Source organism: Nocardiopsis tropica (assembly GCF_042660575.1).
GTDB lineage: Bacteria > Actinomycetota > Actinomycetes > Streptosporangiales > Streptosporangiaceae > Nocardiopsis > Nocardiopsis tropica.
Genome location: NZ_JBHSUF010000001.1, coordinates 415,925 through 440,545 on the forward strand (window position 1 = coordinate 415,925; position 24,621 = coordinate 440,545).

The following is a 24,621-nucleotide window of genomic DNA, read 5'->3' on the forward strand; positions in this document are numbered from 1 at the left end:
GGCCCCCGGCCCTCAGCCGGTCATGTCGAAGGCGGCGAGCACCTTCGTGGGGCGCACGCGCACCACGAGTTCGCCCGGGGTGCCGTTGCGCCGGCCGAACTCCTCCGCCTGGTCGGGCCCCATGTAGCGCCGTGCGATCACCGTCGCGGTCCGGACGAGTTCGCCGGGGTCCTCGGACACGGCGGCCTCGCCCTGGACCTGGACGAAGCCGAACGGCGCCTCCTCCAGGTCCACGACCAGCGTCAACCGCGGGTCGCGGGCGATGGCCCGCCCCTTCGCGGTCTCCCTGCCGGTGTTGAAGACGAGCTCGTCGCCCTCGACGGTGAACCACACCGGCGCAGCCAGGGGGCGGCCGTCGGCGGCGACGTAGGCGAGCTTGCCCGTGCGGGTGCCTTCGAGCAGGAAGTCGCGGACCCGGGGATCGGAGATGGAAGTCACGGCGCAACGCTAACCCGGGTCCGTCCGTGACCGCCGTCGCGACACGTCCCACGCGTGTGCCCGCGCGCTGAGGAAACCACTGATATCTGTACGATCCACGCAGAGAAGGCGTCCGTGGTGGGCGGTCGGGCAGGGGAGAGGGGTCGTCATGAGCGAGGTCGTGCCGGACGGCGGGACGTGGCGGATCGGGGCCCGCGAGGGCGTCGCGCTCTCGGCCCGCTGGTGGAAGTGGGTGTGGTCCGCGCCGGAGGGGTGCGATCCCGTCAGGGACGCCACCGGCCGGCACGCCGCGCTCAACCAGCCGGAGGACCTGTGGTTCCTCGCCGGCACCTACGGGGGCAGGGTCGTGCGCCGGTGCGAGGTGCCCTCGGGGCGCCCCCTGTTCTTCCCGGTGCTCAACCGGCAGCACACCTTCGAGTACTCCCCGGAGCCGGCGGCCATCCCGGTCGCGAGGGCCGAGGCGCACCTCAACGGCGTGCCCCTGCCGCTGGAGGAGTTCCAGGGGGTGTTCCGCAGCCCGCTGTGGGTCCGCAGGCACAGCTGGGGGCTGTGGGGAGCGGTCGCCCCCCTGAGCCCCGGAGGGTACGTGCTGGAGATCCGGGCGGACAGCGGCCGGGGCTTCCGGGTGGACACCACCTACCACCTGACCGTGGTCTGAGGCGCGGCGGCCGGCGCCCCGGGCCCCGTGCGGCGCCTACCGCCGGATCCGGTCCCGCCCCGACCGGCGCCGCCGTCCGGGCGGGGACTCCACCGGTGTCCTCCGGACGCCGGTCCGCCCCGGCCCCGCGGGGAGGCCGGTCAGACGCCCGACGGGACGAGGGCGTCGGCCCGGGTGGGGCCGGAGAACACCGCCTCCAGCGGAGGGCCCAGCGCCTCGGCGAGCGCCTCCGGTGCGGCGGGGGCGGCGGAGAGGACCGGGTCGGCGGACTCCAGGGCCCGGGTGAGCCGCTCCTGCCGTGCCAGGCGCTCCGCGGCGCGGGTGGCGTCCGCGGGACCCCCGCGGCGCCCGCCGGGCTCCCGGAGGGCGGGGTGGTCCGGCGCGGGCGCGTCGCCGGGGGCGATCTCCAGCGGGGCCCCGTCCGGGCCCGTGTAGGCGGTGCACCAGCGCAGCCGGCCGCCGGCACGGGCGGGGGCGTCGGCGTGCGTGACCACCAGCGAGTCCACCCCGCCGGTGGCCGCGAGCGCGTACCGGTGCGCCACGAGGTCGAGGTGGCCCACCCGGAACGGCCCCTGCCAGGGGTGTGTGCCGTTGTGCCGCTCCACGAGCCGCTCGCCCAGCGCGGGGTCCTCCGCCACCAGCGGTCCGGCGCCGTGCCGGGTGGTGAAGGTGCGCACCACGCCGATCCGGCGGGCGTCACCCGGCCGCCCGGCCTCGGCCAGCAGGGCGAGCGGGTTCGCGGTGGTCGTGGTCGACCAGGTGGTGTAGGGGTGGAACCCGTGCCACTCGTCGAGGAGCACGCCCTGGGCCCCCTCGAACACCACGGGGGAGCGGGCCAGCAGGCCGGGCAGGTACTCCTCGTCCACCAGCCGCACCCGCCGCGCGAACGCCAGGTACGCGGACACGCACTCCTCGACGTCCGGCACCGGACCGGCCTCCCGCGGAGCACCGCCCGAGCGGGCGGCCTCCCTCCGCACCGCGTCGAGGTGGTCGGCCAGGCGGCGCAGCTTGCGGCGCAGCCGCTCGGGGCGGTCGCAGTCGCCGGCGGTCGGCGCGTCCTCCGGGCGGGCCAGGGCGTAGGCCATGGCCTCGCCCACGCCCATCCCGCAGGAGCCGTGGCGGCCGGCGCCGCGCGCCCGCTCCCGCACCCGGTTCGCCTCCTGGTGCCAGGGCGTGCTGACCAGCGCCCGGCGGTCGACCGTGACCAGCGAGAACGGATCGGGGACCCCGAGCTCCGCGAGGTGCCGGGCCTCGGCGGCCAGCGCGAAGGGGTCCACGACCACGAGCCGTGACAGGTGGGTGGGGACCGGCCCGCCCGGGGCGAGGGTTCCCGCCCCGAACTGCGCGAACGTGTGGTGCCGGCCGTCGGGGGCGACGACGTTGTGCGCCGCCTGCGCGCCCCCGTTGGCGCGCACGACGGCGCCGAAGCGCCGCCGCGCGCACAGCAGGTCCACCGTCACGCCCTTGCCCGCGTCGCCGAACCCCAGGTCGACGACGACCGCGTTCCCGTCGGACCACCGCGGAGGAGTGCCCGTCACAGCCGGCCCACCCCGCCCTCGTCGGCCCCCGCGGGGAGGCCGCCCGGGGCCGGTGCGACCACCACCGAGCCGCGCGCGGAGGACAGGGGGCGCAGTGCCTTGCCGACCGCCTCCCCGGCGTCCGACCCGGCCTCGGCCAGGTCCGAGAGCCCCTCCTCCAGGTCGATGGCCTCCTCGGCCAGCCCGACGGTGACCGCGATGGTCTCCGACACCGCTTCGAGGTCGTCCAGGTAGATGACGTTCTGGCCCAGGTGGGTGTCCCAGAACCCCCTGACCTTCGGGTCGCCGTAGTAGTGGCTGCCCGTGGGCATGATGAAGAAGACCTCGAAGCTGCGCCGCAGCTCGGCGAGGATCTGCGGGAACGGGATGTTCTCGGTGACGTCGTCGCCGATCACCTCGCGCACCTCGCGCGCCTTGACCGACCCGTAGGCCATCTCGTCGCCGATGACGAACAGGTAGCCGCGCCGTCCGCGCTTCTCCAGGCAGTCCATCGCGGTGTGCCGCGCCATGAAGTACATGGCCAGCTCGTAGGACTCGGTGGCCTGGCCGCCCCCTCCGCCCTCCAGCAGGATGTTGCCGAGGTCGTCCTCCAGCTCGTTCCCCGACTCGAACTGGCCGACCTGGAGCGGCGCCCGGTCGCAGGTGGCGTCGCCGATCCCGCCGAACAGGATCTGCGGGTCCTCCACGTACCCCTTGCGCAGCAGGAGTCCGAACAGGTCGGGCAGCTTGGTCTGGAGGACGCGGGGCACGGTGCCCATGGAGCCGGTGACGTCGAACAGCACGGAGATGGCGAGCGAGTTGGGGTGCTCGTCGGAGTCGCGGCTCTCCCGGACGCCGACGTCCCGGGGGTCCAGGCTCGGGTGGGTCTTCCACTTGCTGCGGGGGGTGGAGGCGAGCACGTCGTCGGTGTAGCCGAAGCTGCTGGACCCGACGGAGGAGTTGTACGCCTGGCGCGCGTGGTAGGCGTCGGTGGACCAGTTGCTGTTTCCCATGGGTGGGTCTCCTTCTGAGGGGACGGGGGCGGCCGGGAGGGGCCGCGGGGTCGGTGCCCTAGCGGGCGGGGGCGGTGGGTGGGGAGGGTTCCGGCATGTGGAACGGGCGGAACCGGCGCGGGCCGAAGACGCGCTCCAGCACGTCGTCGAGTTCGCAGAGCAGGGCGAACCCGTCGCGGGGCCGCCGCTCGGGCGCCGGCAGGGTGCATCCGCGCGCGAAGGAGCGCAGTTCCCGGGGCAGGCGCCCCCCGGTGACGAACTCGACGCACCGGGTGGCCATGTGGATGTCGGTCTGCGCCAGGGCCGGGCGTCGCGCGGCCACCTCGGGCGGGTAGAAGTCCTCGCGGCCCGGCACCACGGCCGGGACGTGCGGTGCGGTGCGCGAGGCGTGCGAGGTCACCGAGTAGCACCAGTCGACCAGCACCAGCCCGTGCTCGGCGGGGTGGACCAGCACGTGCTCCGGCACGACCGCGCCGTGCACGACCCCTGCCCGCGCCGCGTTGCCGACGGCCACCAGCAGGCGGCGCCACATCCACGCCGCGTCGCGGGGGTCGATCCCGTCGGGGTGGGCCCGGCGCACGTCGGCGAGGGTGTGGAAGCCGTGCAGCCGCCCCAGCACGTTCGCGCGCCGCTCCACCCCGGTCGCGGAGTCGCGGTGCTTGAACGAGTCCACCAGCTCGGGGACGAACGCCCGGTAGTGCTCGTGGCCCTTCTCGCGCATGCGGCGCAGGGCGGTCGCCTCGGCCTCCATCAGGTCGTTGTCGCGGGGGGACCGGGGGAGCTTGAGCACGGCGTCGTGCCACTCCCCGTCGCGGTAGCGGACCGGGTGCAGGTCGGCGACGTCGCCCCGGGCCAGGCGTCCCGCCGCGACGCGGTAGGCGCGCGTCCGGGTGGCGAGGGTGAGGTCGTCGAAGCGCAGGTCCCCGGCGGCCATCTCCCGGTACAGGGCCCACAGCCGTGTGAGCCGGGTGAAGGCCTCCGAGGCCTCCGCGCGACGGCTCCCGGGCGCCGGGTCGGGGTGGACCAGGCGGGCCAGGCGGCGGTACTCGGCGGTGGCGGCCGGGGGGACGGCTCCGCCGCCGACCGGCACGGGGCCGAACAGCGCGGCGGGGTCCTCGGCCATGGAGACCGTGCGCAGGGCCGTGTCGAACGCCGCGGTGTCGTGCTGTTCCGTGCTCATCGGTCCCTCCCTTCCCGTACGTGGCGCGCGGCCCCCGGCGCGGGGACGGTGGGGCGGCGCCGGGGCGGTCGGACCGCCCCGGTCACTGGGTACTCCTCAGCAGGGGCGGGTGCAGGAGCGCGGCGCCGCCGGCCCGGTACAGGCGGGCACGGCGCCCGCCTCCGGAGCCGCCGTGCTCGGCGAGTTCCCCGGTGTCCTCCACGAACCCGGGGGTGGCGAGGATCTTGCGGTGGAAGTTGGCGGCGTGCAGGGTGCGCCCCCACACCGCCTGGTACACCTCCCGCAGTGCCGTGATGGTGAAGGCGGACGGCAGGAACGCGGTGGCCAGGGCGGTGTACTCCAGCTTGGAGCGGGCGCGTTCGACCGCGTCGGCGAGGATCCGCCCGTGGTCGAACGCGAGGTCGCGGCCGGCCCGGGAGCCCTCGCCGTGCCCGAGCTCGCTCCACGGGACCCAGGCGGCCTCCTCGGTGTCCCTGCCGCTGTGGGGGTCGGGCAGGTCGGGGGCCAGGAGCATGTGGGCGACCGAGAACACGCGCATGCGGGGGTCGCGCCCCCGCGCCCCGTAGGTGCCCAGCTGCTCCAGGTGCAGCTCGGTGGGGAGCCGGGTCTTCTCCGACAGCACGCGCAGGGCGGCCTCGGGCAGGTCGGGGTCGGCGGGGCCGTCCGGCCCGTCCTCCGCGCGGACGAACCCGCCGGGCAGCGCCCACCGGCCGCGCTGCGGGTGGGCGGCGCGCCGTGTGAGCAGTACGTGGGGGGTCCCCGTCCGCCGGGCCCCGGTCTCCCCGGTCCCGGCCTCCGGACGGATCGTGAGGGCGACGACGTCGACGGTGACCGCGGCGGGGGCGAAGGCGTGGGGGTCGTAGCCGGAGAGGAACCTGCTCTCCGGCTCGTCGTGCTGGGGCGTCCTGTCCTCGGTCACGTGCGGGTCCTCGTTATTCTCAACCTGAGTTTTTCTCTGACTGAGATGAACTTAGCACGCAGTCCGACCCCCGTCCACCCCTTTTCCACCTCCCGCGTCCGGGGCCGGGTCCTTCCGGGCGGTCGAGCGCAGGAGCAGCCATGCCGCGGCCGCGAACCAGGTCAGTCCGACCGTCAGGACGACCCGCTGTCCCAGGCCGTGGAAGCCGTGCTCGGCGGACGCCATGAAGGCCGCGAAGAGCGGCGGGACGAGGGCGCCCGCGGCGCAGCAGTACGCCACCCACGCCCGCCGTCCCGGCTCTGCGGCCAGGCGCCACGCCATCGCCAGGGGTGCCGCGGTGAGGGCGGCGTGGAAGGGCAGCACGTTGACCGCGTGGACCGTCCCGGCCGGGGTGGCCGCGCCCGCCGTCCCGACCCCCACGGGGTCGGTCGGGAACACGCCGGCGACGACCAGGCACGCCCCGGCCAGGGCGGTCAGGGCCGGCAGCGCGAACGAGCTCCGGCCGGTGGGCGCCGCCCTGCGCACGCCGACGGAGAAGGCCAGCAGGAGGAGGCCGGTGGCGATGAAGTTGGCCGTCTGTATCCAGCCCCTCTCCCCGAGGGCGAGTTCGCTGCCGAACCGGTGGAGCGGCTCGTAGTCCGGGCGGTACGCCCCCTCGGCGAGGAGCACCGGGACGAACAGGGGGGCGGCGGCGCCGCAGGCGAGGAGTGCGCGGGTGAAGCGGTCGGCGGGGGGTGCCATGCCTGTCTCCTTGGCGTTGGTAAGTCCTTATCACCGCTAAACTACCTTAGCGGTGATAAGCTCCCTGTTCCGGAGACACGGGACAGAGGGCGGTGTGAGGGTGGACCGGCGGACGATCGTCGAGGCGGCACTGGGACTGCTCGACGACGAGGGGCTGGACCGGTTGACCGTCCGGCGGCTGGCCGAGCGCCTGGGCGTGAAGTCGCCGGCGCTCTACTGGCACTTCCGCGACAAGCGGGAGCTCCTCGACAGGATGGCCGAGCACCTGCGCCCGCCCCAGAGCCCCCCGGGCCCCGGGGAGGACTGGCGTTCCTGGTCGCTGCGCCGGGCCCGGGAACACCGGGCCGCGCTGTTGTCCCACCGCGACGCGGCCCGGGTCGTGGCGGGCAGCCGCGCGGGGGCGGCCACCCTCGCCGCCTTCGACGCCGAACTCGCCGTCCTGGTCGGCTTCGGCTTCGGTCCCGTGCGCGCCGTTCGCGCCGCGGTCCTCGTCGACCACTACGTGGTGGGCTCGGTCCTCCAGCAGCAGGCCGACGCGCAGCGCCACGCCGACGCGGGGGAGACACCTCCCGAGGACCTTCCCGAGGAGGCGCGGGCCGCGCTGACCGGAGCGACGCCCACCCTGGCCGCGGCGCTCGCCGGAGGAGGGGACCCCGGTGGGGACGAAGCCTTCGAGGACGGCCTGCTCATGATCGTCGACGGCATCGCGGCCGGCCTCGAACGGGACCGGACCGCCTGATCCGCAGGGGGATCGCGCGGGGCGTGCCGGTCAGGCGGGGGAGGCGACACGCCCGGGCGGACGGACGGCGGGGGTCGGCGCCCACCGCTAGCATGGTGCGAACGGACGTTCGAGGACATGCGCGAAGACGGGCGAGGGTGGGCGGAGTGCGAGTGTTGGGGATCGACCCGGGGTTGACCCGGTGCGGGGTCGGTGTCGTCGAGGGGGCCATCGGCAAGCCGCTCACCCTCCTCGGGGCCGACGCCGTCCGCACCAGCCCCGACACCGAGCTGCCCCAGAGGCTCGTCGGCATCGAGCGCGGGATCGAGGAGTGGCTGGACCGGTTCCGGCCCGACGCGGTCGCCGTCGAACGGGTCTTCGCCCAGCACAACCTCAGCACGGTCATGGGCACGGCCCAGGCCAGCGGCATCGCCCTGGTGTGCGCCGCGCGCCGGGGCCTGCCCGTCGCCCTGCACACACCGAGCGAGGCCAAGGCCGCCATCACCGGCAGCGGCCGCGCCGACAAGGCGCAGGTCGGCACCATGGTGGCGCGTATCCTCGGACTCGACGGTCCTCCCAGGCCCGCGGACGCGGCGGACGCCGTCGCCCTCGCCATCTGCCACATCTGGCGCGGCGGGGCGCAGGCCCGGGTCGCCCAGGCCGCACAGGACTTCGCCCGCAAGGTGGAACTCGCCCGCCGCACCCGCGGCCGCTAGCTCCCCGCCCCCAGGAAGGAGAAGGGCACCGCCCCCGGTGCCCGCACGAGATGATCGCGTTCCTCACCGGCCGGGTGGCCGCACGCGGCGCCGGCAGCGCCGTGATCGACGTCGGCGGGGTCGGCATGACCGTCCAGTGCACCCCCTCCGCCCTGTCCCGGCTCCACGTCGGCGAGACCGGCACCGTGTCCACCAGCCTCATCGTCCGCGAGGACTCCCTGACCCTGTTCGGGTTCGCCGACGACGACGAGAGGCACCTGTTCGAGCAGTTGCAGACCGCGTCCGGGGTCGGACCGCGACTGGCCCTGGCGATCCTCTCCGTCCACAGCCCGGCCGGCCTGCGCCAGGCCGTGGCGACCGAGGACACCGCTGCCCTGACCCGTGTGCCGGGCATCGGGAGGAAGGGCGCGCAGCGCATCGTCCTGGAGCTGGCGGGCAAGCTGGAGTCGCCCGTCCTCACCGACGGCACGCTGCCCCCCGCGGAGGGGGCCCCGGCGGGGGCGTCCGACGCCGCCCGGCGCGCGCAGGTCGTCTCCGGCCTCGTCAACCTCGGCTGGTCGGCCAAGGACGCCGAGGCCGCCGCGGCCGCCGTCACCGCCGAGTCCGCGAGCACCGACGTCGCCGTCCTGCTGCGCACCGCCCTGCGCAGGCTCAGCCGCGCCTAGGAGGAAGGCACCCCATGCACGAACCGTACGAGTCCGGCGAGGCCCACGGGGCCGCCCCGTACGAGCGCGAGGCGGTCTCCTCCGACGCCAGCCTCGACGACCGCCAGGTCGAGGGTGCCCTGCGCCCCCGCGCCCTGGACGAGTTCGTCGGGCAGGAGCGGGTGCGCGAGCAGCTCTCCCTGGTGCTCGACAGCGCCCGGAGGCGCAACCGGGCCCCGGACCACATCCTCATGTCCGGGGGCCCCGGCCTGGGCAAGACCACCCTGGCCATGATCATCGCCGCCGAGATGGGCGCCCCGCTGCGCATCACGTCGGGCCCGGCCATCGAGCGCTCCGGCGACCTGGCGGCCGTCCTCTCCACCCTCCAGGAGGGCGAGGTGCTGTTCCTGGACGAGATCCACCGGATGGCCCGGCCCGCCGAGGAGATGCTCTACGTCGCGATGGAGGACTACCGGGTCGACGTCGTGGTCGGCAAGGGCCCCGGCGCGACCGCCATCCCCCTGGAGATCGCCCCGTTCACCCTGGTCGGGGCCACCACCCGGGCGGGCATGCTGCCCGCCCCGCTGCGCGACCGGTTCGGTTTCACCGCGCACATGGACTTCTACTCCCCGGACGAGCTGGAGCTCATCCTGCACCGCTCGGCGGGTCTGCTCGGGGCGCCCCTCGCGGAGGACGCGGCCCGGGAGATCGCCGGGCGCTCGCGCGGGACGCCCCGTATCGCCAACCGGCTGCTGCGCCGGGTGCGCGACTACGCCGAGGTCCGGGGGGACGGGCAGCTGTCGCTGCGGACCGCCCGTGCCGCGCTCGAGCTGTACGAGGTCGACGGCCTCGGCCTGGACCGGCTGGACCGCGCCATCCTCGACGTCCTCATGCACCGCTTCCGCGGGGGCCCCGTCGGCCTGTCCACGCTCGCGGTGTCGGTGGGGGAGGAGGCGGAGACCGTGGAGGTCGTCGCCGAGCCGTTCCTCGTCCGGTCCGGCTTCCTGGCGCGCACCCCGCGCGGCCGGGTGGCCACGCCGCAGGCCTGGGCGCACATGGGCCTCACCCCGCCGCCGGACGCCGCGTTCGGCGCGGGGTCCGCCGGTCCCGCGTCCGCCGGGGCCTCTGCGCCCGGCACCGCCGCGGGGGCCGGCGCCGGGGGCGGTGTCTCCGGGACGACGCCCTGACCGGACGGTCCGCGGCGCCTCCTGACCGGGCGGGCTGACAGGGGGCGTCGCACCGGGCACAATGGGTCCCGCGTGTGTGAAACGGGGCTGAACCGTTAACACTCCGATCTCCGGCGGTGGGGGATCGGTGACCGGCGCCACGTAAACTTTGGACGAATCAGCCGATACGGGGCAGGGCTCCGTACGTGTTGTCCGACACCGGCGGAACGACTCGGCCGCCCCGCGCGTTGTACGTGCCGGGTGTGGTCCGGATCGTTCCGGGTTCGGGCGACACGAAGAAGGTGGCCGCCGGAGTGCCCCACCGGCACCCGCGGACCACATGACGAAACGTCAGGAAGGACGCCCCCGTGCAGGGCCTTTACCATCTCGCCGACGCAGCAGAGCCCACGGGCGGGCTTCTCGGCATGCTCTTCCCGTTCCTGATGATCATCCTGGTCTTCTGGCTGCTGTTCTGGCGCCCGAACCAGAAGCGCCGCCAGCAGGAGGCGCAGATGCAGAGCGCGCTGGCCCCGGGCGTCGAGGTGATGACCAAGGCTGGCATCTTCGCGACCATCGTCGAGATCCACGAGCAGGACGTCCTGCTGGAGATCGCCCCCGGCACGCGGATCCGCATGCTCAAGGCCGGTGTGGGCGAGGTCATCACCCCCGCCGTGGACGACACCCCGGTCGAGGACCGTCCCGACTTCGGCGACGACGACAAGCCCAAGGGCTGAGGCCCCCGGGCCCCGGCGGGTCCACAGACTTCGGTACCGGCCCCCCTCCGGGGCCGGTACCGCCGTGTCCGGCCCGGACGCGACCGCCCCGACACCACAGCAGAAGGTTCCACCGAACATGCCCCACGACACCGCGACCGCGGACGGCGCCCCGAGCACGGAGCTCATCGAGGCGCAGATCCGCGACATCCCGGACTTCCCGCACGCCGGCATCCTGTTCAAGGACATCACGCCGCTGCTCAACCACCGGGAGGCCTTCGCGGCCGCCGTGGACGGCCTCTGCGCGCCCTACCGCGGGCTCGGGGTGGACCACGTGGTCGGGCTGGAGGCGCGCGGCTTCATCTTCGGGGCGCCGGTCGCCATGGAGCTGGGCGCGGGCTTCGTCCCCGCCCGCAAAGCGGGGAAACTGCCCGCGCGGACCATCGACCAGTCCTATGATCTGGAGTACGGGACCGCGACCGTCGAGATCCACGCCGACGCGATCGTCCCGGGCAGCCGCGTGCTCATCGTCGACGACGTCCTCGCCACCGGGGGCACCGGCAGGGCCGCGGTGGACCTGGTCCGCAAGGCGGGTGGTACGGTCGTGGGATTCTCCGTCCTGATGGAGCTCTCAGCGCTCCACGGCCGCGAGAAGTTGCCCGACGTGGAGCTGCACGCCCTCCTCTCGGCCTGACCCCGAGCCGCGCCGAGCCAGGCGCCGCCGCCGCGGGAATGCGCGGCGGTTCGTCACCGTTGACGTACTCCACCACGGGATGTGACGCGTTTGGTGACCCGGGTCACCCGTTGTCGTACCTGGTGGGGTGGGGTCGGGGGCCGAACACTAGACTGGTGGGAGAGGTACCGCGGCGACCATGTCACGACTGGCCCTGATGACACGCACGTGCACCGGTGGAGCCGGGCGGCGCTGACGGCGCCCGCGCCCCCGGGCGAATCCGCGGGAGGTAGGCATGCCAAGCGAAGTGGTTTCGACCGGGGCGGTATCCGCGAGCGAGCCGCGGCGGCCCGCCGTGCCGGGAGGGCACGCGGACGGCACCGGTGTGCCGTCCGCGGACGCAGGACCACAGGAGGGCCGTCCGGAGGGCGCCGCGAACGGAGCGGCGCCCTCCGACGTCTACGGGGAGGGGACGCCGAGGCATCCGGCGCCCTCCGCGACGCCCTCCACCGTGCGAGTACGCAGAAGGCTCGCCCGACTCGGCGCCCAGCGGGGAGTGACGATGAACCCGGTGCTCGAACCACTGATCAAGACCGTGCGGGCCACCCATCCCAAGGTGGACGTGCGGCTGATCGAGCGCGCCTACGAGGTGGCGGCCCACCACCACCGCGAGCAGAAGCGCAAGAGCGGCGACCCCTACATCACCCACCCGCTCGCGGTCGCCACGATCCTCGCCGAGCTGGGGATGCAGGAGGCCACCCTCGCCGCCGCGCTGCTGCACGACACCGTCGAGGACACCGACTACTCGCTGGACGAGCTGCGCGCCGACTTCGGCGACGAGATCGCCGAGCTCGTCGACGGCGTCACCAAGCTCGACAAGGTCAAGTACGGCGAGGCCACCCAGGCCGAGACGGTGCGCAAGATGGTCGTGGCGATGGCCCGCGACATCCGCGTCCTGGTCATCAAGCTGTGCGACCGGCTGCACAACATGCGCACCCTGCGCTACCTGCCGTCCAAGGCGAAGAGGGAGAAGAAGGCCCGCGAGACCCTGGAGATCTTCGCCCCGCTGGCCCACCGGCTGGGCATGAACACCATCAAGTGGGAGCTGGAGGACCTGGCGTTCGCCACCCTCTACCCCAAGCGCTTCGACGAGATCGCCCGCCTGGTGTCCGAGCGCGCCCCCCGGCGCGACGTCTACCTCCAGGAGGTCATCGAGGCGGTCTCGGGCGACCTGCGCGAGTCCAAGCTCAAGGCGACCGTGCGCGGGCGCCCCAAGCACTACTACTCGATCTACCAGAAGATGATCGCCCGCAACTGCGGCTTCGACGAGATCTACGACCTCATCGCCGTGCGGGTCCTGGTGGACAGCGTCCGCGACTGCTACGCGGCCCTCGGGACCATTCACGCGCGGTGGAACCCCGTGCCCGGGCGGTTCAAGGACTACATCGCGATGCCCAAGTTCAACATGTACCAGTCGCTGCACACGACGGTGATAGGGCCCTCGGGCAACCCGGTCGAACTCCAGATCCGCACCAGGGCGATGCACCGCCGTGCCGAGTACGGAATCGCCGCGCACTGGAAGTACAAGGAGGACCGCAACAGCGGCCCCGAGGCCAGGCCCAAGGGCAGCACGGACATGCAGTGGCTGCGCCAGCTCATCGACTGGCAGCAGGAGACCAAGGACCCGGGCGAGTTCCTGGAGTCGCTGCGGTTCGACCTGTCGGTGCAGGAGGTGTTCGTCTTCACCCCCGACGGCGACGTCATCCCCCTGCCCCAGGGCGCCACCGCCGTCGACTTCGCCTACGCGGTCCACACCGAGGTCGGCCACCGCACGGTCGGGGCCAGGATCAACGGCCGCCTCGTCCCGCTGGAGAACGAGCTGCACAACGGCGAGACCGTGGAGATCCTCACCTCCAAGACGCCCGACGCCGGTCCCAGCCGGGACTGGCTGAACTTCGTCAAGAGCGCGCGCGCCCGCAACAAGATCCGGCACTGGTTCACGAAGGAGCGCCGCGAGGCGGCGATCGACCAGGGCAAGGACGAGATCGCGAAGGTGATGCGCAAGCAGGAGCTCCCGGTCAAGCGCCTGTTCAGCGGCGAGGCGCTCATCGCCCTGGCCGGCGACCTGCGCTATCCGGACGTGGACTCCCTCTACGCGGCCGTGGGCGAGCACCAGGTCAGCGCGCAGAGCGTGGTGGCCAAGCTCGTCGACTCGCTGGGCGGGCTGGAGAGCCACACCGAGGACATCGCGGAGTCGTCCCTGCCCACCAAGGCGCCGCGCCAGCGCCAGGCGGGCAACCCCGGCGTGGTCGTGGAGGGCGACGCCGACGTGTGGGCGCGCCTGTCCAAGTGCTGTACGCCGGTCCCCGGCGACGAGATCGTCGGTTTCGTCACCCGCGGGAACGGCGTGTCCGTGCACCGCGAGGACTGCGTGAACGCCGCGACCCTGGACACCGAGCGCATGGTCAAGGTGGACTGGTCGCCCACCGAGGACTCGATGTTCCTGGTGGCGTTGCAGGTGGAGGCGCTGGACCGGTCCCGCCTGCTCTCCGACATCACGCGGGTGCTGTCCGACCAGCACGTCAACATCCTGTCCGCGACCGTCCAGACGAGCCGCGACCGGGTCGCCCAGAGCCGGTTCACGTTCGAGATGGCCGACCCCGCCCACCTGGGCAGCGTGCTCCGCGCCGTCCGCGGCGTGGACGGCGTCTACGACGTCTACCGGGTCCGCAACTAGGGGCCGGCAGGTCCTCTCGCGGGCCGGTGCCGCCCCGGACGGAGGGAGGCCCCGGCCGTGCCCTCGCGGGCCGGCCGGGGCCTCCTCGTGTTCCCGCGCCCGGTGTCAGATCCGGATCGTCGTGGAACGCACGATCTCGAAGACCGGGTGCCGGTCGGCCTCCTCCGCGAACGCCTCGTCCGGGGCGTCCGGCGGCGCGTCGAAGTACGGCCCCACGACGGCGGCCCGCGGGTGGTTGACGTACTCCTTGAGCAGGGGTCCCGCCTCCTCGTGCCCGAGTTCGCGCACGCTCACCAGTTCGATCCAGCCGCCCTGGCGCAGGGTCGCGAACCCGTCCTTGCGGATGTTGCGCACCCAGTCGACCTCGCCGTACGGGGAGACCAGGAACCTGCCCCGGTCGCTGTCCAGCACGTCGAGCGGGACGGTCCGCAGGAAGCCCGACTTGCGCCCGCGCGTGGTGAGCAGGTGGGTCGCGGGCGTCCCCAGGCCGTACTTGACCAAGCCGCTGACGAAGGCGTTGGCGACCCGCCGTACCCGCGTCATCTCGAACCGCTTCGTCGGTTCGTTCACCATCTCGGCAACTCCCTCGATCGGATGCTCCCCATTGTGGTGGTTCCGGGCGGCCGACGACACCGGCAGAGGGCCGTGATCCCGCCTCCTGGCCGCTCCGCCCGTGCCGCGGGCCCCCTCTCCGCCCCGTCTCCCGGGGCGCCGTGCGGACCGGGGGGCCCGGAGGGTCCGGGTCAGCGGAACGCGGAGATCCCGGTCACCGCCTGGCCGATGCTGAGCGCGTGGATCTCCTCGGTGCCCTCGTAGGTGGCGACCGTCTCCAGGTTCACCATGTGGCGCATCACCGGGTACTCCAGGGTGATGCCGTTCGCGCCGTGGACCCCGCGCGCGGTGCGCGCGACCCGCTGGGCCGCGGCCACGTTCGCGAACTTGCCGAAGCTCACGTGGTTGTGGTGGCAGTCCCCCCGGTCCTTGAGGCGGCCGATCCGCAGCGCCGTCATGCCCGCGTGGTTGACGTCCACGACCATGTCGGCGAGCTTGCGCTGGGTGAGCTGGAACCCGCCGATCGGCTGCCCGAACTGCTCGCGTGTCGCCGCGTACTCCAGGGCCGCCTCGTAGCAGGCGCGCGCGGCGCCGACGGCGCCCCACACGATGCCGTAGCGGGCCTCGTTCAGGCACGACAGGGGCGCCCCCAGGCCCTTCGACGCGGGCAGCACCGCGTCGGCGGGCAGGCGCACACCCTCCAGGACGAGTTCGGAGGTGATGGACGCGCGCAGCGACAGCTTCCTGTGGATGACGTTGGCGGAGAACCCGGGGGTGTCGGTGGGCACCACGAACCCGCGGACACCCTCCCCGGTGGCCGCCCACACCACGGCCACGTCGGCGACGGACCCGTTGGTGATCCACATCTTGGTGCCGTCGAGCACCCAGTCTGTGCCGTCCCTGCGGGCGCGGGTGCGCATGGAGCCCGGGTCGGAGCCGGAGTCGGGCTCGGTCAGCCCGAAGCAGCCGACGACCTCGCCCGCCGCCATCCTCGGCAGCCACGCGCCCTTCTGCTCCTCGGAGCCGAACTTGTGGATGGCGGCCATGGCCAGCGAACCCTGCACTGACACGAAACTGCGCAGACCCGAGTCGACGGCCTCCAGTTCGCGGCAGGCCAGCCCGTAGGCCACGGCGCTGGAGCCGCCGCAGCCGTACCCCTCCAGGTGCATGCCCAGGAGCCCGAGGTCCCCGAAGGCCTTGGCGAGCCCGCGCGGGTCGGGCAGGGTGCCCGCGTCGAACCACTCGGCCACGTTCGGCAGCAGTTCCCGCGAGGCGAAGCCGCGCACGGCGTCGCGGACGTCCCGCTCGGTGTCGGACAGTTCGGCGTCGAGGGCCAGGAAGTCGTGCGGGTCCGGGGCGGCGGGCCTGCGGGAGTCGCTCATGGGTGGGTGTCCCTTCGTGGTGCGTCGGCCGGTGCGGCCTGGGGCGGGGTTGCGGGGGCGGTCCGGCGGTCGGCCGCCGGCGCGGGGCCGGGCTCCTGGACGGCCCCGCGCCCGATCATCGCGTCCACGCGCGCCGCGTCCACGCCGAGTTCGGCGAGGATCCGGCGGGAGTGCTGTCCCAGGAGCGGCGGGGCCGTGAGCGGCGGTGGGGCGCCCTCCAGCCGGAACCCCGCCCGGACCTGTTCGATCGGGCCCGCGGTGGGGTGCTCCACGGTGCGCAGGACGTCGTCGCCGGCGGCGTCGGCCGTGCGCAGCGCGTCCAGCACCCCGCGCACCCGCCCCACCGGGACCCCGGCCCCGACCAGCAGGTCCATCCAGTGGTCGGCCGGCTCGGCGCGCAGGACGGCCGACAGCTCCCCCACCAGTTCGTCGCGGTGGGCCACGCGTCCCGGGTTGGTGGCGTAGCGCGGGTCCTCGGCCAGGTCGGGGCGGTCCAGTGCCCGGCACAGCCGCTGGTACAGGGCGTCGTTGCCGGCGGCGACCACGATCTCGGCGTCGGAGGCCGGGAAGACCTGGTAGGGCACGATCGTGGTGTGGGCGTTGCCGACACGGGCCGGCTCCGCCCCCGTCACGAGCGCCTGCTGTGTGAGGTTGACCAGGCCGGACAGCGTGGAGTTGATCAGCGACGCGCTGACGTTCTCGCCGCGGCCGGTCGCGCGGGCCCTCGTCAGCGCCCCGAGGATGCCGACGGCGGCGTTGAGCCCGGTCAGCACGTCGGTGAGGGCGACCCCCACCTTGCTCGCCGGCCCCTCGGCCGGGCCCGTGGTCGCCATCAGGCCGCTCTCGGCCTGCACGACGATGTCGAACCCGGGGCGGGCGGCCGGCTCGTGCTCCGGGCCGAAGCCGCTCACGGAGCAGTAGACGACGGCGGGGTTGCGCGCGCTCACCGCCTCGTAGCCGAGCCCGAGCCGGTCGATCACGCCGGGACGGAAGTTCTGGACGACCACGTCGGAGGACGCGCACAGCTCCTGGACGGCGGCCAGGCCCTCGGGGTCCTTCAGGTCCACGGCCAGGCTGCGCTTGTTGCGGTTCACCGACAGGAAGTAGGCGGCCTCGCCGGGGCCCCCGCCCCCGTCGGCGGGGCCCGCCCAGGGCGGGCCCCACGCCCGGGTGTCGTCGCCGCGGCCTGGCTGCTCGACCTTGACCACCTCCGCGCCCATGTCGGCGAGGAGCATGGTGGCGTACGGGCCCGCCAGGACGCGGGAGAGGTCGGCGACGCGCACCCCCGCCAGGGGCAGCGGGACGGCCGGGCCGGCGGGGTCGGGCGCGGGGCCCGCGCCGGATCGGATGTCTGTCACGGGGATGTCACTCCTCGGCGTCGGCGCCGCCGGGCAGCTGGTCGCCCTCCCGCAGCTGGTGGTAGGACTCCAGGCAGCGGCGCAGGGCCGTGGTCAGCGCGGCGCCGGACTGGCCGGCGTACCGCGTCTGCACCCGGCCGACCAGCTCGGCGATGTCCTCGGTGACCGAGGCCCCCTCGACCAGGGCGCGGAAGAAGTCCTTGCCCAGGTCGGTGAGCAGGGTGGTGTCCGCGGCGACGATGCGGCCGTCCGCGGTGTCCACGGCGAGGACGACGCCGAGCCGCTGGTACTGGGAATGGCTGGCCACGGAGTCGGGAAGACGGGCGTAGCCGGAGATGAGGACAACCCTGGGGTTGCGGAGAACCTGCTGGATACGGTCGTCGCCGTGCAACGGACACACCTCTCGCTCGCGGGCATGCGAAAACTCCAACGCTCTGGAGTCTCGCGCCTGGAGGGCGGCCGGGGGAAACCGGGCGCCCGCGGCGTGAGGGCAGGCACCCCAAGTATGTCCTGACCGGTTCGGCGGCTGTCAAGCGGGGCGCGGCCCGTACGGCGGACCCGCGGGGGCCGGCCCGTTCCGTACGCCCCCTCGGCCCCGCGCCCTCCGGAGCGGCCGTGAGCCTCGCACCCGGCCGCCCGTACGGATCGCTCCGCCGGTCCTCCCGCGTGGTCGGCCCTTGCACGCCCCGGTCCCGCCGGTGTGCGGCCCGGGCCACAGGGGATCCCCTGGTCCCTCCCGGGGCGCGTGTGCTAGCCTGCCTCGCAGGTCACGAGTACCAGCGCTAAGCCCCGGCTTGCTGGTCGGCAACCCTCCTTCCGCGGTGGGGTGCCCCGGGTGAGGACCAGGTCCCGACACGACCGTGTCGGACAAGCGCGGACCCCTGTGGTGTAGCCGTGACGGCGCCCCCGCGGGTCCCACGACCCGCAGAAGAGGTGCCCCATGACCGTCGTCAGCCCCATCCACACCGCGCGCTCGTTCCGTTCCGCCGCCCCGTCCGCACACCCCTCGGGCGGCGCCGCCGGGTGCACGGTCGTCGCCTCGGGCGAGGGCGTCCCCCTGGTCACCGGCGAGCGCGTGGAGTACGCGAACTTCGACTACGCCGCCAGCGCCCCCTGCCTGACCCCCGTCGCGGACGCCCTGGCCGACGCGCTGCCCTACTACGCGAGCGTGCACCGGGGCGCGGGCCACCACTCCCAGGTGAGCACCGACGCCTACGAGCGGGCCCGCCGCAGCGTCGCCCGCTTCCTCGGGGCCCGCTCGGAACCCGCCGACGCGGTGGTGTTCGTGCGGGGCACCACCGACGCCCTCAACCTCCTGGCCCGCTCCGTGCCGGAGGGCTGCACGGTCGTGGTGTTCGAGACCGAGCACCACGCAGCCCTCCTGCCCTGGGAGCACCCCGCCGCACGGGCCGGGAGAGTGGTCCGCCTGCCGCTGCCCGCCACCCCCGAGGCGGCCGTCGAGGCGGCCCGCACCGCGCTGCGGGAGTCCCCCGAGGGCCCCAGGCTCCTGTGCGTGACCGCCGCCTCCAACGTCACGGGCGAGATCTGGCCGGTCAGGGAACTGGTCGCGGCCGCGCACGCCGAGGGCGCCCGCGTGGTCGTGGACGCAGCCCAGTACGTGCCGCACCTGCCGTTCGGCCTGGAGGAGACCGGCGCCGACTACGTGGCGCTGTCCGCGCACAAGCTCTACGCGCCCTTCGGCTCCGGGGTGCTGGCCGGCCGCGCCGACTGGCTGCGCGAGGCCACCCCGTACCTGTCCGGGGGCGGCGCCACGCGCCTGGTCACCGAGCACGAGGTGGTGTGGAACGACCTCCCCGCGCGCCACGAGGCGGGCAGCCCCAACGTGCTCGGCGCCGTGGCCCTGGCCGCCGCCTGCGACACCCTCACCCCCGACGTACAGGGACTCCTGCACATCCGCGAGTCCGCTCTGCTGGAGCGGCTGCGCGCCGGGCTCGCCGACGTGGAGGGCGTCACCGAGCTGACCCTGTGGGGCGACGAGCACCCGAGGGTCGGCATCGTCTCGTTCACGGTGGACGGCCTGCCCGCCGACCTGCTGGCCGCGGCGCTTTCCGCCGAGCACGGCATCGGGGTGCGGGACGGGCTCTTCTGCGCCCACCCGCTCACCCGGCACCTGCTGCCCGAGGGCCACGCCCAGGCGGTCCGGGCGAGCCTGGGGATCGGGACGACCCCGGAGCACGTGGACCGGCTCGTCGGCGCGATCGCCGACCTGGTCGCCCACGGGCCGGCCTGGGAGTACGCCGACTGCGACGGCCGACTGGCCCCGGTCCCGGACCCGCGCAACGTGCTCTGACGCCGGAGCGGAGCCCGGAAGGAGGCGCCCCGGCGGCCGGCAGGCCGCCGGGGCGCGACCGTGCCCGGCACCGCGGGCCCCGCAGGCGGGCCCGGCGCCGCGATGGTGGTGCTGGCTGTAGCTCCCGTCGGCCAGCGCGCAGCATGGTGCGCCTGTACCGGGCTCCGTAGTGTCGTCAGGGACGTGGACGGCCCCTCCCGAGCCACGTCCTCCCCGACGCCGACCTGCGAGGACTCGCCATGCCCGCCCCTTTCCGCACCCCCACGCGCACAGCTCCGGGCGGCCGGACCCCCGCACCGGGCGCCGTGGGCGGCCCCGCCGGGGCCGCGGTCGCCCTCACGGCGGTCCACCGCTCCTACACCGACGGCGACGGCCGCGTGTCCGCCCTGGACGGGGTCACCCTCAGGGTCCCCCGGGGGACCTTCCTCGCCGTCATGGGGCCCTCCGGCTCCGGCAAGAGCACCTTGCTCAACTGCGCCTCCGGCCTGGACCGCGTCACCTCCGGCACGGTCGAGATCGGCGGGAGGGACATCAGCGGGCTCCGGGAACCGGACCTCACCGTCTTCCGCCGCGACCACGTGGGGTTCGTCTTCCAGTCCTACAACCTGGTCCCCACCCTCACGGCGGAGGACAACATCACCCTTCCGCTGCGCCTGGCCGGGGTGCGGCCGGACGCCGCGTGGATCGACGAGCTCGTCCGCAGGGTGGGTGTGGCGGACCGGCTGGGACACCGGCCCTCGGAGCTGTCCGGCGGCCAGCAGCAGCGGGTCGCCATCGTGCGCGCGCTCGCCGCCCGGCCCGACATCGTCTTCGCGGACGAGCCCACCGGCGCCCTCGACGGCGCCACCGCCGACCGGACGCTGTCCCTGCTCAGGGGGATCGTGGACGACCTCGGCCAGACCGTCGTCATGGTCACCCACGACCCCGCCGCCGCGGCCCGGGCCCACGACACCGCCGTGATGGCCTCGGGGCGCGTCGTGGACCTCCTCCACGCGCCCGCCGCCGCGGACCTCGCCGGACGCCTCGCCTCCCTGGGGGCGGACCGATGACCGGGACGCCCGACGTACGTCCCGCCCCCGGCCGCGGGGGCCGCGGGTCCCTGGCGCTGAAGCTGGCCCGGGGCCGCGCCGCGTCCCTGGCCGCGGTCGCCGTCGCGGCCCTCGGCGGGTCCGCGCTCATCACGGTCGGCGGGGTCGTCGCCGACACCGGTGTCCGCTCCGTCCTCCCGGCCGGCCGGCTCGCGGGCGCCGACGTCGTGGTCACGGCCCCCCAGAGCGTGGAGGTGCCCGAGGACCTCGACATCGCCCTTCCCGAACGGGCGCCCGTCCCCGGGACCGTGGTGGACGCGCTGGCCGAGCTGCCCGAGGTCGGCCTGGCCGTCGGCGACGTGGGTTTCCAGGCCGCGGTCCTGGGTGAGGACGGGCCCGTGGCGGGCGCCGATCCGCGCACCGCCGGGCACGGGTGGTCCTCGGCCTCCCTGGCGGGAGGGGGCGTCCTGACCGGCGAGCCGCCGGGCGCCCCCGGCGAGGTGGTGCTGGACCGCGCCTCGGCGGGGGCGTCGGGCGCGGAGGTCGGCGGGGAGGTCCGCCTCGTGGCAGGAGGCCGGACGGCCGCGTATCGGCTGACCGGCGTCCTGGACACCCCGGCGCCCTTGATCCTCGTGGACGACTCCACCGCGGCGGACCTGGCCGGACGCTCAGAAGGCCCCCGCGAGGGCACCGTCGACCTGGTCGGCCTGCACGCCGCGGAGGGCGTCACCGACACCGAACTCCGTTCCGCGGTGGAGGCGAGCGCCGTGTTCGGCGAACACGGCCTCGTCGCCCTCGGCGGCGACCGGCGCGGCGACGCGGAGTCGCCGGGGGCGTCGGCCGCACGGTCGGAGCTGGTCGCGATCGCCGCCTCGCTCAGCGGCACCGTCCTGATCGTCGTCGGTTTCACGGTCGCCGGCGCCCTCTCGGTGTCCGTCGCGGCCCAGCGCCGGGACCTCGCCCTCCTGCGGGCGGTCGGCGCCACCCCGCGCCAGATCCGCCGCCTCGTCGCCTTCCCCAACCTGATCGCCACCGCCCTGGCCCTGCCCTTCGGGATCGCCGCGGGCTACCTGCTGGGGGACGGTGCGCTCCGGGGCCTCGCCGCACTGGGGATGACGCCCACGGGCCTGCCCGCCGTCCTCGGGCCCGTGCCCGGTCCGGTCGCCGCGGTCCTGACCCTCCTCGCGGTGTGGGCGGCCTGTGCGGGAGCGGTCCGCCGCACCGCGGGGGCCGCCCCCGTCGACGCCCTCGCCGAGTCCGTCGCCGAACCGCGTGCCCCGGGCCGCGCGCGCACCTGGGCGGGGACCGCCCTGCTGGTGCTCTCGGTGGCCGCGTCGGTGCCCGCGCTGGTCCTGGACGCCACGGAGGCGGTGGCCGGCGCGGCCGTGGCGTCACTGGTGGCGGCGGTCGGCCTGGCCCTGGCGGGACCGGCCCTGGTCCGCCGGGTGAGCGGGATCGCCGTCCGTCTGCTGCCCGCCCGGGTCTCCCCGCTGACCTGGCTCGCCGTGCAGAACCTGCACGGGCACTCCGTCCGGGTGGCCGGCGCGGCGAGCGCCCTGGCCATGACGGTGGCCTTCACCCTGGGGCAGACCTACGCGCAGACCTCGCTCTCGGCCGCGGGCGGCGCCCAGCGCGCGGCCGGGGAGAAGGCCGACCTGGTGGTGACCGCACCCGGCCTGGGCGGGGTTCCCGCAGACCTCGCGGAGGAGGTCCGCCGGTCGCCCGCGGTGGAGGAGGCCGTCGCGGTCACGCCGACCGCGGTGGTGGGCGCCGGCGGCTTCGCCCTGCCGGGGGAGGAGCCCGGGACGACGCACATGGAGGCGGCCGCCCAGGTCGTCGGCCCGGGGGCGCAGCGGGTCCTGGACCTGGACGTGGTCGAGGGGGACCTGGGGAGGCTGTCCGGGAGGACGGTCGCGGTGAGCGCCTCGGCGGCGCGCCACTTCGGCACCGGTCTGGGGGAGACGTTCGCGTTCCGGACCGGCGACGGCGCGCGGGTCGACGCGGAGGTCGTCGCCGTGTACCGCAGGGACCTGGGATACGGGTCGGTCACCCTTCCGTCGGACCTGGCGCGGGGCCACGTCACCGGCGACGTCGACGCGCGGCTCCTGGTCCTGGCGGCTCCGGGGCAGGAGGACGAGGCGCGCCGTGTACTTGAGGCGGCGGCCGAGGGCTACCCCGGGGCGGAGGTCGCGGAGGCGGGCGCCGCGGAGGAGGGCGAGCGGGGGCCGGACGCCGGCGCCGTCCTCAACCTGGTCGTCCTGCTGGCGCTGGTCGGCTACATGGTGCTGTCGGTCGCCAACCGGCTCGCCGCCCAGACCCTGCAGCGGCAGGGCGAGGTGGACGCCCTGCGGGCGATCGGGGCGACGCCGGGACAGACCAGGTCGGTACTGCGCAGGGAGGCCGCGATGATCGCCCTCGGCGCCAACGCCGCCGGGCTCCTGGCCGTGCTGTTCCCGCTCCTCTGCGTGGGCGTGGGCCTGCTCGGGAGGCCCTTCCCCGCAGGTCCGCTCTGGCCGGTGCCCGTGGCGGTCCTGGGCGTGTCAGCCGTGGCCTGGCTGTGCGTGGCGGTGCCCGCCAGGAGGTTGACCACCTCCCCGACGCGCCGTTGAGCCGAGGCGGGCGGACGGGCGGAGAAGGGGGCGCGGCGGCGCCGGAAGAGCCGTCGCGCCCCTGGCGTCCGGGGCCTCCGGCGGCGCCCGTCAGGGCTTCCGGCACGGATGTTCCGGAACCTTGCGTCGCACGAGGCAACAAACAGTACAACAGGGCATATTTCACTCCAGGGTGTGCCGGGGATCACTTTCCCAGCCTGTAGCATCGGGCCCTGACGGCATGGCGCGACGCCGACGGGCCCGACCGGTCCGCTCCTCGGCGCGTCCTGCCTCCCACGAGCGAACCGGCTGGGGGAGCGTGACCGTGACGGACGTCCGAGGACCCGAGGCAGGCCCGCTCGCGGCCGTGTCCAGGCAGCGGCCACCCGCGCAGGTCCCCGGACGGCGGTCGCGCGTGGTCAGCCTCGACCCGCGCGGGGCCCAACCCCCCGCCTCCCGCCAGGGCGAGGCCACCCGCCTGCACCAGGCCTTCCTCGGCAGGGTCATCGACTACCTGCGCGTCGACGCCGGCGTCCGCCAGTTCGTCGACTGGGGGTGCCCGGTGCCCGGCACGGCCGAGCGCGTGCACGCCGGCGACCCCGGGGCCACCGTCGTCCACCTGGTCCCGCACGGGGCGGCCGGCATGCTCCCCACCGCGGGTGCGGCCGTGCTCTCCGGGGACGGCTCCGGACCCGACGGACTCCTGCGCCGCCTGGGCGCCTCCGGGCTCGTCGACTTCGACGAGCCCGTCGCCGTCCTGATGACCCGCCCCTTCACCGCCGACGACCCGCCCGGCGGCGTCGCGGGCCTCCACGCCCTCATGCGCGGCGGCGGCTACCTCGCCCTCGCGTCCCCCGCTCCCCGGGCCGTGGTCGAACGCGCCTTCGGCCCCTTCCGCCCTGTTGAACCCGGGGTGGCCGACCTGCGATGGTGGCCCTATCCGGACGAGGACGTCTCCGACAGGGGGACCGGGACCCTGGCGGGGCTCGGCCGCGCGCCGGGGAGCGGAAGGGGGGACCGCCGATGGCGGTGAACTGGACGGGCGAGGTCCTGGCACAGCTCCAGTTCTACTGGGAGTACTCGCTGTGGCCGCGGCTGGAGGGGCTGACCGACGCCGAGTACCACTGGCTCCCGGCGCCCGGGGCCTGGACCGTGCGGGAGGGGGAGGACGGGCGGTACCGGCCGGACTCCGCGGTCCCCGAGCCCGAGCCCCCGCCCGTGACCACCATCGCCTGGCGGCTCGGACACCTCGTCGTGGACGTCCTGGAGACCCGCGTCAACTGGCACTTCGGCGACCGCACCTACACCCGGGAGAGCGTCAACTGGCCCGGCGACGCGGCCGAGGCCAAGCAGCGTCTGCGCCACGCCTACGAGACCTGGTCCGAGAACATCCAGGGCCTCGACGAGGACGGCCTCGCCGCGCAGGTGGGCGGCACCGAGGCGCGGCAGTGGGAGGACTTCCCGATGGTCGCCCTCGTACTGCACGTCAACCGGGAGATCATCCACCACGGGGCGGAGATCGCACTGCTGCGCGACCTCTACCGCGCCGGGCCCGCCCGGGGCTGAGCC

The 24,621-nt window shown here is 74.9% G+C and carries 23 protein-coding genes and 1 riboswitch; of the genes, 13 read left to right on the forward strand and 10 right to left on the reverse strand.

All coding sequences use genetic code 11. From position 1 onward, the window contains the following. Nucleotides 1-12 precede the first annotated feature (12 nt). The gene (locus ACFQBR_RS01740) at nucleotides 13-438 is read right to left on the reverse strand and encodes a PPOX class F420-dependent oxidoreductase (RefSeq protein WP_344176299.1); all 426 of its coding nucleotides are present in this window, start codon (nucleotides 436-438) and stop codon (nucleotides 13-15) included. A gap of 148 nt (nucleotides 439-586) precedes the next feature. Here ACFQBR_RS01740 and ACFQBR_RS01745 point away from each other — a divergent pair, with 148 nt between their 5' ends. Next, entirely contained in the window at nucleotides 587-1,096 is a 510-nt protein-coding gene (locus ACFQBR_RS01745; protein WP_267945878.1) for a hypothetical protein, read from the forward strand. Nucleotides 1,097-1,236: 140 nt separating this feature from the next. Here ACFQBR_RS01745 and ACFQBR_RS01750 read toward each other — a convergent pair whose 3' ends face one another. The 5 genes from ACFQBR_RS01750 to ACFQBR_RS01770 form a co-directional block, all read right to left on the reverse strand. After that, entirely contained in the window at nucleotides 1,237-2,634 is a 1,398-nt protein-coding gene (locus ACFQBR_RS01750) for an adenylosuccinate synthetase (RefSeq protein ID WP_267945877.1), read from the reverse strand. After that, entirely contained in the window at nucleotides 2,631-3,626 is a 996-nt protein-coding gene (locus ACFQBR_RS01755; protein WP_267945876.1) for a hypothetical protein, read from the reverse strand. Before ACFQBR_RS01755 ends, ACFQBR_RS01750 begins: the two co-directional genes overlap by 4 nt. A gap of 58 nt (nucleotides 3,627-3,684) precedes the next feature. Then, complete coding sequence (locus ACFQBR_RS01760; protein WP_344176303.1) at nucleotides 3,685-4,806, reverse strand: J domain-containing protein; 1,122 nt, start codon at nucleotides 4,804-4,806, stop codon at nucleotides 3,685-3,687. Between the two features lie 82 nt (nucleotides 4,807-4,888). Further along, the gene (locus ACFQBR_RS01765; RefSeq protein ID WP_344176305.1) at nucleotides 4,889-5,725 is read right to left on the reverse strand and encodes an NUDIX hydrolase; all 837 of its coding nucleotides are present in this window, start codon (nucleotides 5,723-5,725) and stop codon (nucleotides 4,889-4,891) included. A 51-nt stretch (nucleotides 5,726-5,776) separates the two neighbouring features. Then, entirely contained in the window at nucleotides 5,777-6,466 is a 690-nt protein-coding gene (locus ACFQBR_RS01770) for a DUF998 domain-containing protein (protein ID WP_344176307.1), read from the reverse strand. A gap of 94 nt (nucleotides 6,467-6,560) precedes the next feature. On the opposite strand from ACFQBR_RS01770, the gene ACFQBR_RS01775 reads away from it, so the two are divergent. The 7 genes from ACFQBR_RS01775 to ACFQBR_RS01805 all read left to right on the forward strand — a co-directional run bounded on the left by ACFQBR_RS01775 (nucleotide 6,561) and on the right by ACFQBR_RS01805 (nucleotide 13,833). Next, on the forward strand, nucleotides 6,561-7,205 hold the full coding sequence (locus tag ACFQBR_RS01775; protein ID WP_344176309.1) for a TetR/AcrR family transcriptional regulator C-terminal domain-containing protein: 645 nt from the start codon (nucleotides 6,561-6,563) through the stop codon (nucleotides 7,203-7,205). Nucleotides 7,206-7,351: 146 nt separating this feature from the next. Further along, complete coding sequence (gene ruvC, locus ACFQBR_RS01780) at nucleotides 7,352-7,900, forward strand: crossover junction endodeoxyribonuclease RuvC (RefSeq protein WP_267950462.1); 549 nt, start codon at nucleotides 7,352-7,354, stop codon at nucleotides 7,898-7,900. A gap of 50 nt (nucleotides 7,901-7,950) precedes the next feature. Next, nucleotides 7,951-8,565 carry a Holliday junction branch migration protein RuvA gene (gene ruvA / locus ACFQBR_RS01785; RefSeq protein ID WP_267945871.1) on the forward strand — a complete coding sequence of 205 codons (615 nt, stop codon included), beginning with the start codon at nucleotides 7,951-7,953 and terminating at the stop codon, nucleotides 8,563-8,565. A 14-nt stretch (nucleotides 8,566-8,579) separates the two neighbouring features. Next, nucleotides 8,580-9,731, forward strand: a complete 1,152-nt coding sequence (gene ruvB / locus ACFQBR_RS01790; RefSeq protein WP_344176311.1) for a Holliday junction branch migration DNA helicase RuvB — start codon at nucleotides 8,580-8,582, stop codon at nucleotides 9,729-9,731. A gap of 347 nt (nucleotides 9,732-10,078) precedes the next feature. Further along, nucleotides 10,079-10,444 (forward strand): preprotein translocase subunit YajC, encoded by a 366-nt coding sequence (yajC, locus tag ACFQBR_RS01795; RefSeq protein WP_267945869.1) that lies wholly within the window; start codon nucleotides 10,079-10,081, stop codon nucleotides 10,442-10,444. 118 nt (nucleotides 10,445-10,562) lie between these two features. Continuing rightward, the gene (locus ACFQBR_RS01800) at nucleotides 10,563-11,117 is read left to right on the forward strand and encodes an adenine phosphoribosyltransferase (protein ID WP_267945868.1); all 555 of its coding nucleotides are present in this window, start codon (nucleotides 10,563-10,565) and stop codon (nucleotides 11,115-11,117) included. A gap of 541 nt (nucleotides 11,118-11,658) precedes the next feature. After that, nucleotides 11,659-13,833 carry a RelA/SpoT family protein gene (locus ACFQBR_RS01805; RefSeq protein WP_276567169.1) on the forward strand — a complete coding sequence of 725 codons (2,175 nt, stop codon included), beginning with the start codon at nucleotides 11,659-11,661 and terminating at the stop codon, nucleotides 13,831-13,833. Nucleotides 13,834-13,938: 105 nt separating this feature from the next. Here the strand turns inward: ACFQBR_RS01805 and ACFQBR_RS01810 are convergent, their stop codons facing one another. The 4 genes from ACFQBR_RS01810 to ACFQBR_RS01825 all read right to left on the reverse strand — a co-directional run bounded on the left by ACFQBR_RS01810 (nucleotide 13,939) and on the right by ACFQBR_RS01825 (nucleotide 17,516). Continuing rightward, nucleotides 13,939-14,406, reverse strand: coding sequence for a nitroreductase/quinone reductase family protein (locus ACFQBR_RS01810; protein WP_267945866.1), 468 nt, complete (start codon nucleotides 14,404-14,406; stop codon nucleotides 13,939-13,941). Between the two features lie 170 nt (nucleotides 14,407-14,576). Next, nucleotides 14,577-15,767: an acyl-CoA dehydrogenase family protein gene (locus ACFQBR_RS01815; RefSeq protein ID WP_344176316.1), complete on the reverse strand. Its 1,191-nt coding sequence runs from the start codon at nucleotides 15,765-15,767 to the stop codon at nucleotides 14,577-14,579. Next, complete coding sequence (locus ACFQBR_RS01820; protein WP_378551805.1) at nucleotides 15,764-17,125, reverse strand: CaiB/BaiF CoA transferase family protein; 1,362 nt, start codon at nucleotides 17,123-17,125, stop codon at nucleotides 15,764-15,766. Before ACFQBR_RS01820 ends, ACFQBR_RS01815 begins: the two co-directional genes overlap by 4 nt. 7 nt (nucleotides 17,126-17,132) lie before the next feature. Then, entirely contained in the window at nucleotides 17,133-17,516 is a 384-nt protein-coding gene (locus tag ACFQBR_RS01825) for a DUF3870 domain-containing protein (protein ID WP_267945864.1), read from the reverse strand. A gap of 374 nt (nucleotides 17,517-17,890) precedes the next feature. Further along, a riboswitch (SAM riboswitch) is annotated at nucleotides 17,891-18,005 on the forward strand. Between the two features lie 60 nt (nucleotides 18,006-18,065). Here ACFQBR_RS01825 and ACFQBR_RS01830 point away from each other — a divergent pair. From ACFQBR_RS01830 to ACFQBR_RS01850, 5 genes are all read left to right on the forward strand, one after another. Next, the gene (locus ACFQBR_RS01830) at nucleotides 18,066-19,436 is read left to right on the forward strand and encodes an aminotransferase class V-fold PLP-dependent enzyme (RefSeq protein WP_344176318.1); all 1,371 of its coding nucleotides are present in this window, start codon (nucleotides 18,066-18,068) and stop codon (nucleotides 19,434-19,436) included. Between the two features lie 239 nt (nucleotides 19,437-19,675). Further along, nucleotides 19,676-20,485, forward strand: coding sequence for an ABC transporter ATP-binding protein (locus ACFQBR_RS01835; protein ID WP_267945862.1), 810 nt, complete (start codon nucleotides 19,676-19,678; stop codon nucleotides 20,483-20,485). Further along, entirely contained in the window at nucleotides 20,482-23,073 is a 2,592-nt protein-coding gene (locus tag ACFQBR_RS01840) for an ABC transporter permease (protein WP_378551809.1), read from the forward strand. Before ACFQBR_RS01835 ends, ACFQBR_RS01840 begins: the two co-directional genes overlap by 4 nt. Nucleotides 23,074-23,377: 304 nt before the next feature. Beyond that, on the forward strand, nucleotides 23,378-24,085 hold the full coding sequence (locus tag ACFQBR_RS01845) for an SAM-dependent methyltransferase (RefSeq protein WP_344176323.1): 708 nt from the start codon (nucleotides 23,378-23,380) through the stop codon (nucleotides 24,083-24,085). Next, on the forward strand, nucleotides 24,076-24,618 hold the full coding sequence (locus ACFQBR_RS01850) for a DinB family protein (protein ID WP_344176325.1): 543 nt from the start codon (nucleotides 24,076-24,078) through the stop codon (nucleotides 24,616-24,618). The genes ACFQBR_RS01845 and ACFQBR_RS01850 overlap by 10 nt, the downstream gene beginning before the upstream one ends. The last annotated feature ends 3 nt before the right edge of the window (nucleotides 24,619-24,621 follow it).

Coding starts and splice junctions, on each gene's coding strand:
- ruvA (WP_267945871.1), top strand. CDS start 7,951: ATGATCGCGTTCCTCACCGGCCGGGTGGCCGCACGCGGCGCCGGCAGC.
- ACFQBR_RS01805 (WP_276567169.1), top strand. CDS start 11,659: ATGAACCCGGTGCTCGAACCACTGATCAAGACCGTGCGGGCCACCCAT.
- ACFQBR_RS01815 (WP_344176316.1), bottom strand. CDS start 15,767: ATGAGCGACTCCCGCAGGCCCGCCGCCCCGGACCCGCACGACTTCCTG.
- ACFQBR_RS01745 (WP_267945878.1), top strand. CDS start 587: ATGAGCGAGGTCGTGCCGGACGGCGGGACGTGGCGGATCGGGGCCCGC.
- ruvB (WP_344176311.1), top strand. CDS start 8,580: ATGCACGAACCGTACGAGTCCGGCGAGGCCCACGGGGCCGCCCCGTAC.
- ACFQBR_RS01770 (WP_344176307.1), bottom strand. CDS start 6,466: ATGGCACCCCCCGCCGACCGCTTCACCCGCGCACTCCTCGCCTGCGGC.
- ACFQBR_RS01760 (WP_344176303.1), bottom strand. CDS start 4,806: ATGAGCACGGAACAGCACGACACCGCGGCGTTCGACACGGCCCTGCGC.
- ACFQBR_RS01755 (WP_267945876.1), bottom strand. CDS start 3,626: ATGGGAAACAGCAACTGGTCCACCGACGCCTACCACGCGCGCCAGGCG.
- ACFQBR_RS01800 (WP_267945868.1), top strand. CDS start 10,563: ATGCCCCACGACACCGCGACCGCGGACGGCGCCCCGAGCACGGAGCTC.
- ACFQBR_RS01810 (WP_267945866.1), bottom strand. CDS start 14,406: ATGGTGAACGAACCGACGAAGCGGTTCGAGATGACGCGGGTACGGCGG.
- ACFQBR_RS01850 (WP_344176325.1), top strand. CDS start 24,076: ATGGCGGTGAACTGGACGGGCGAGGTCCTGGCACAGCTCCAGTTCTAC.
- ACFQBR_RS01835 (WP_267945862.1), top strand. CDS start 19,676: ATGCCCGCCCCTTTCCGCACCCCCACGCGCACAGCTCCGGGCGGCCGG.
- ACFQBR_RS01830 (WP_344176318.1), top strand. CDS start 18,066: ATGACCGTCGTCAGCCCCATCCACACCGCGCGCTCGTTCCGTTCCGCC.
- ACFQBR_RS01840 (WP_378551809.1), top strand. CDS start 20,482: ATGACCGGGACGCCCGACGTACGTCCCGCCCCCGGCCGCGGGGGCCGC.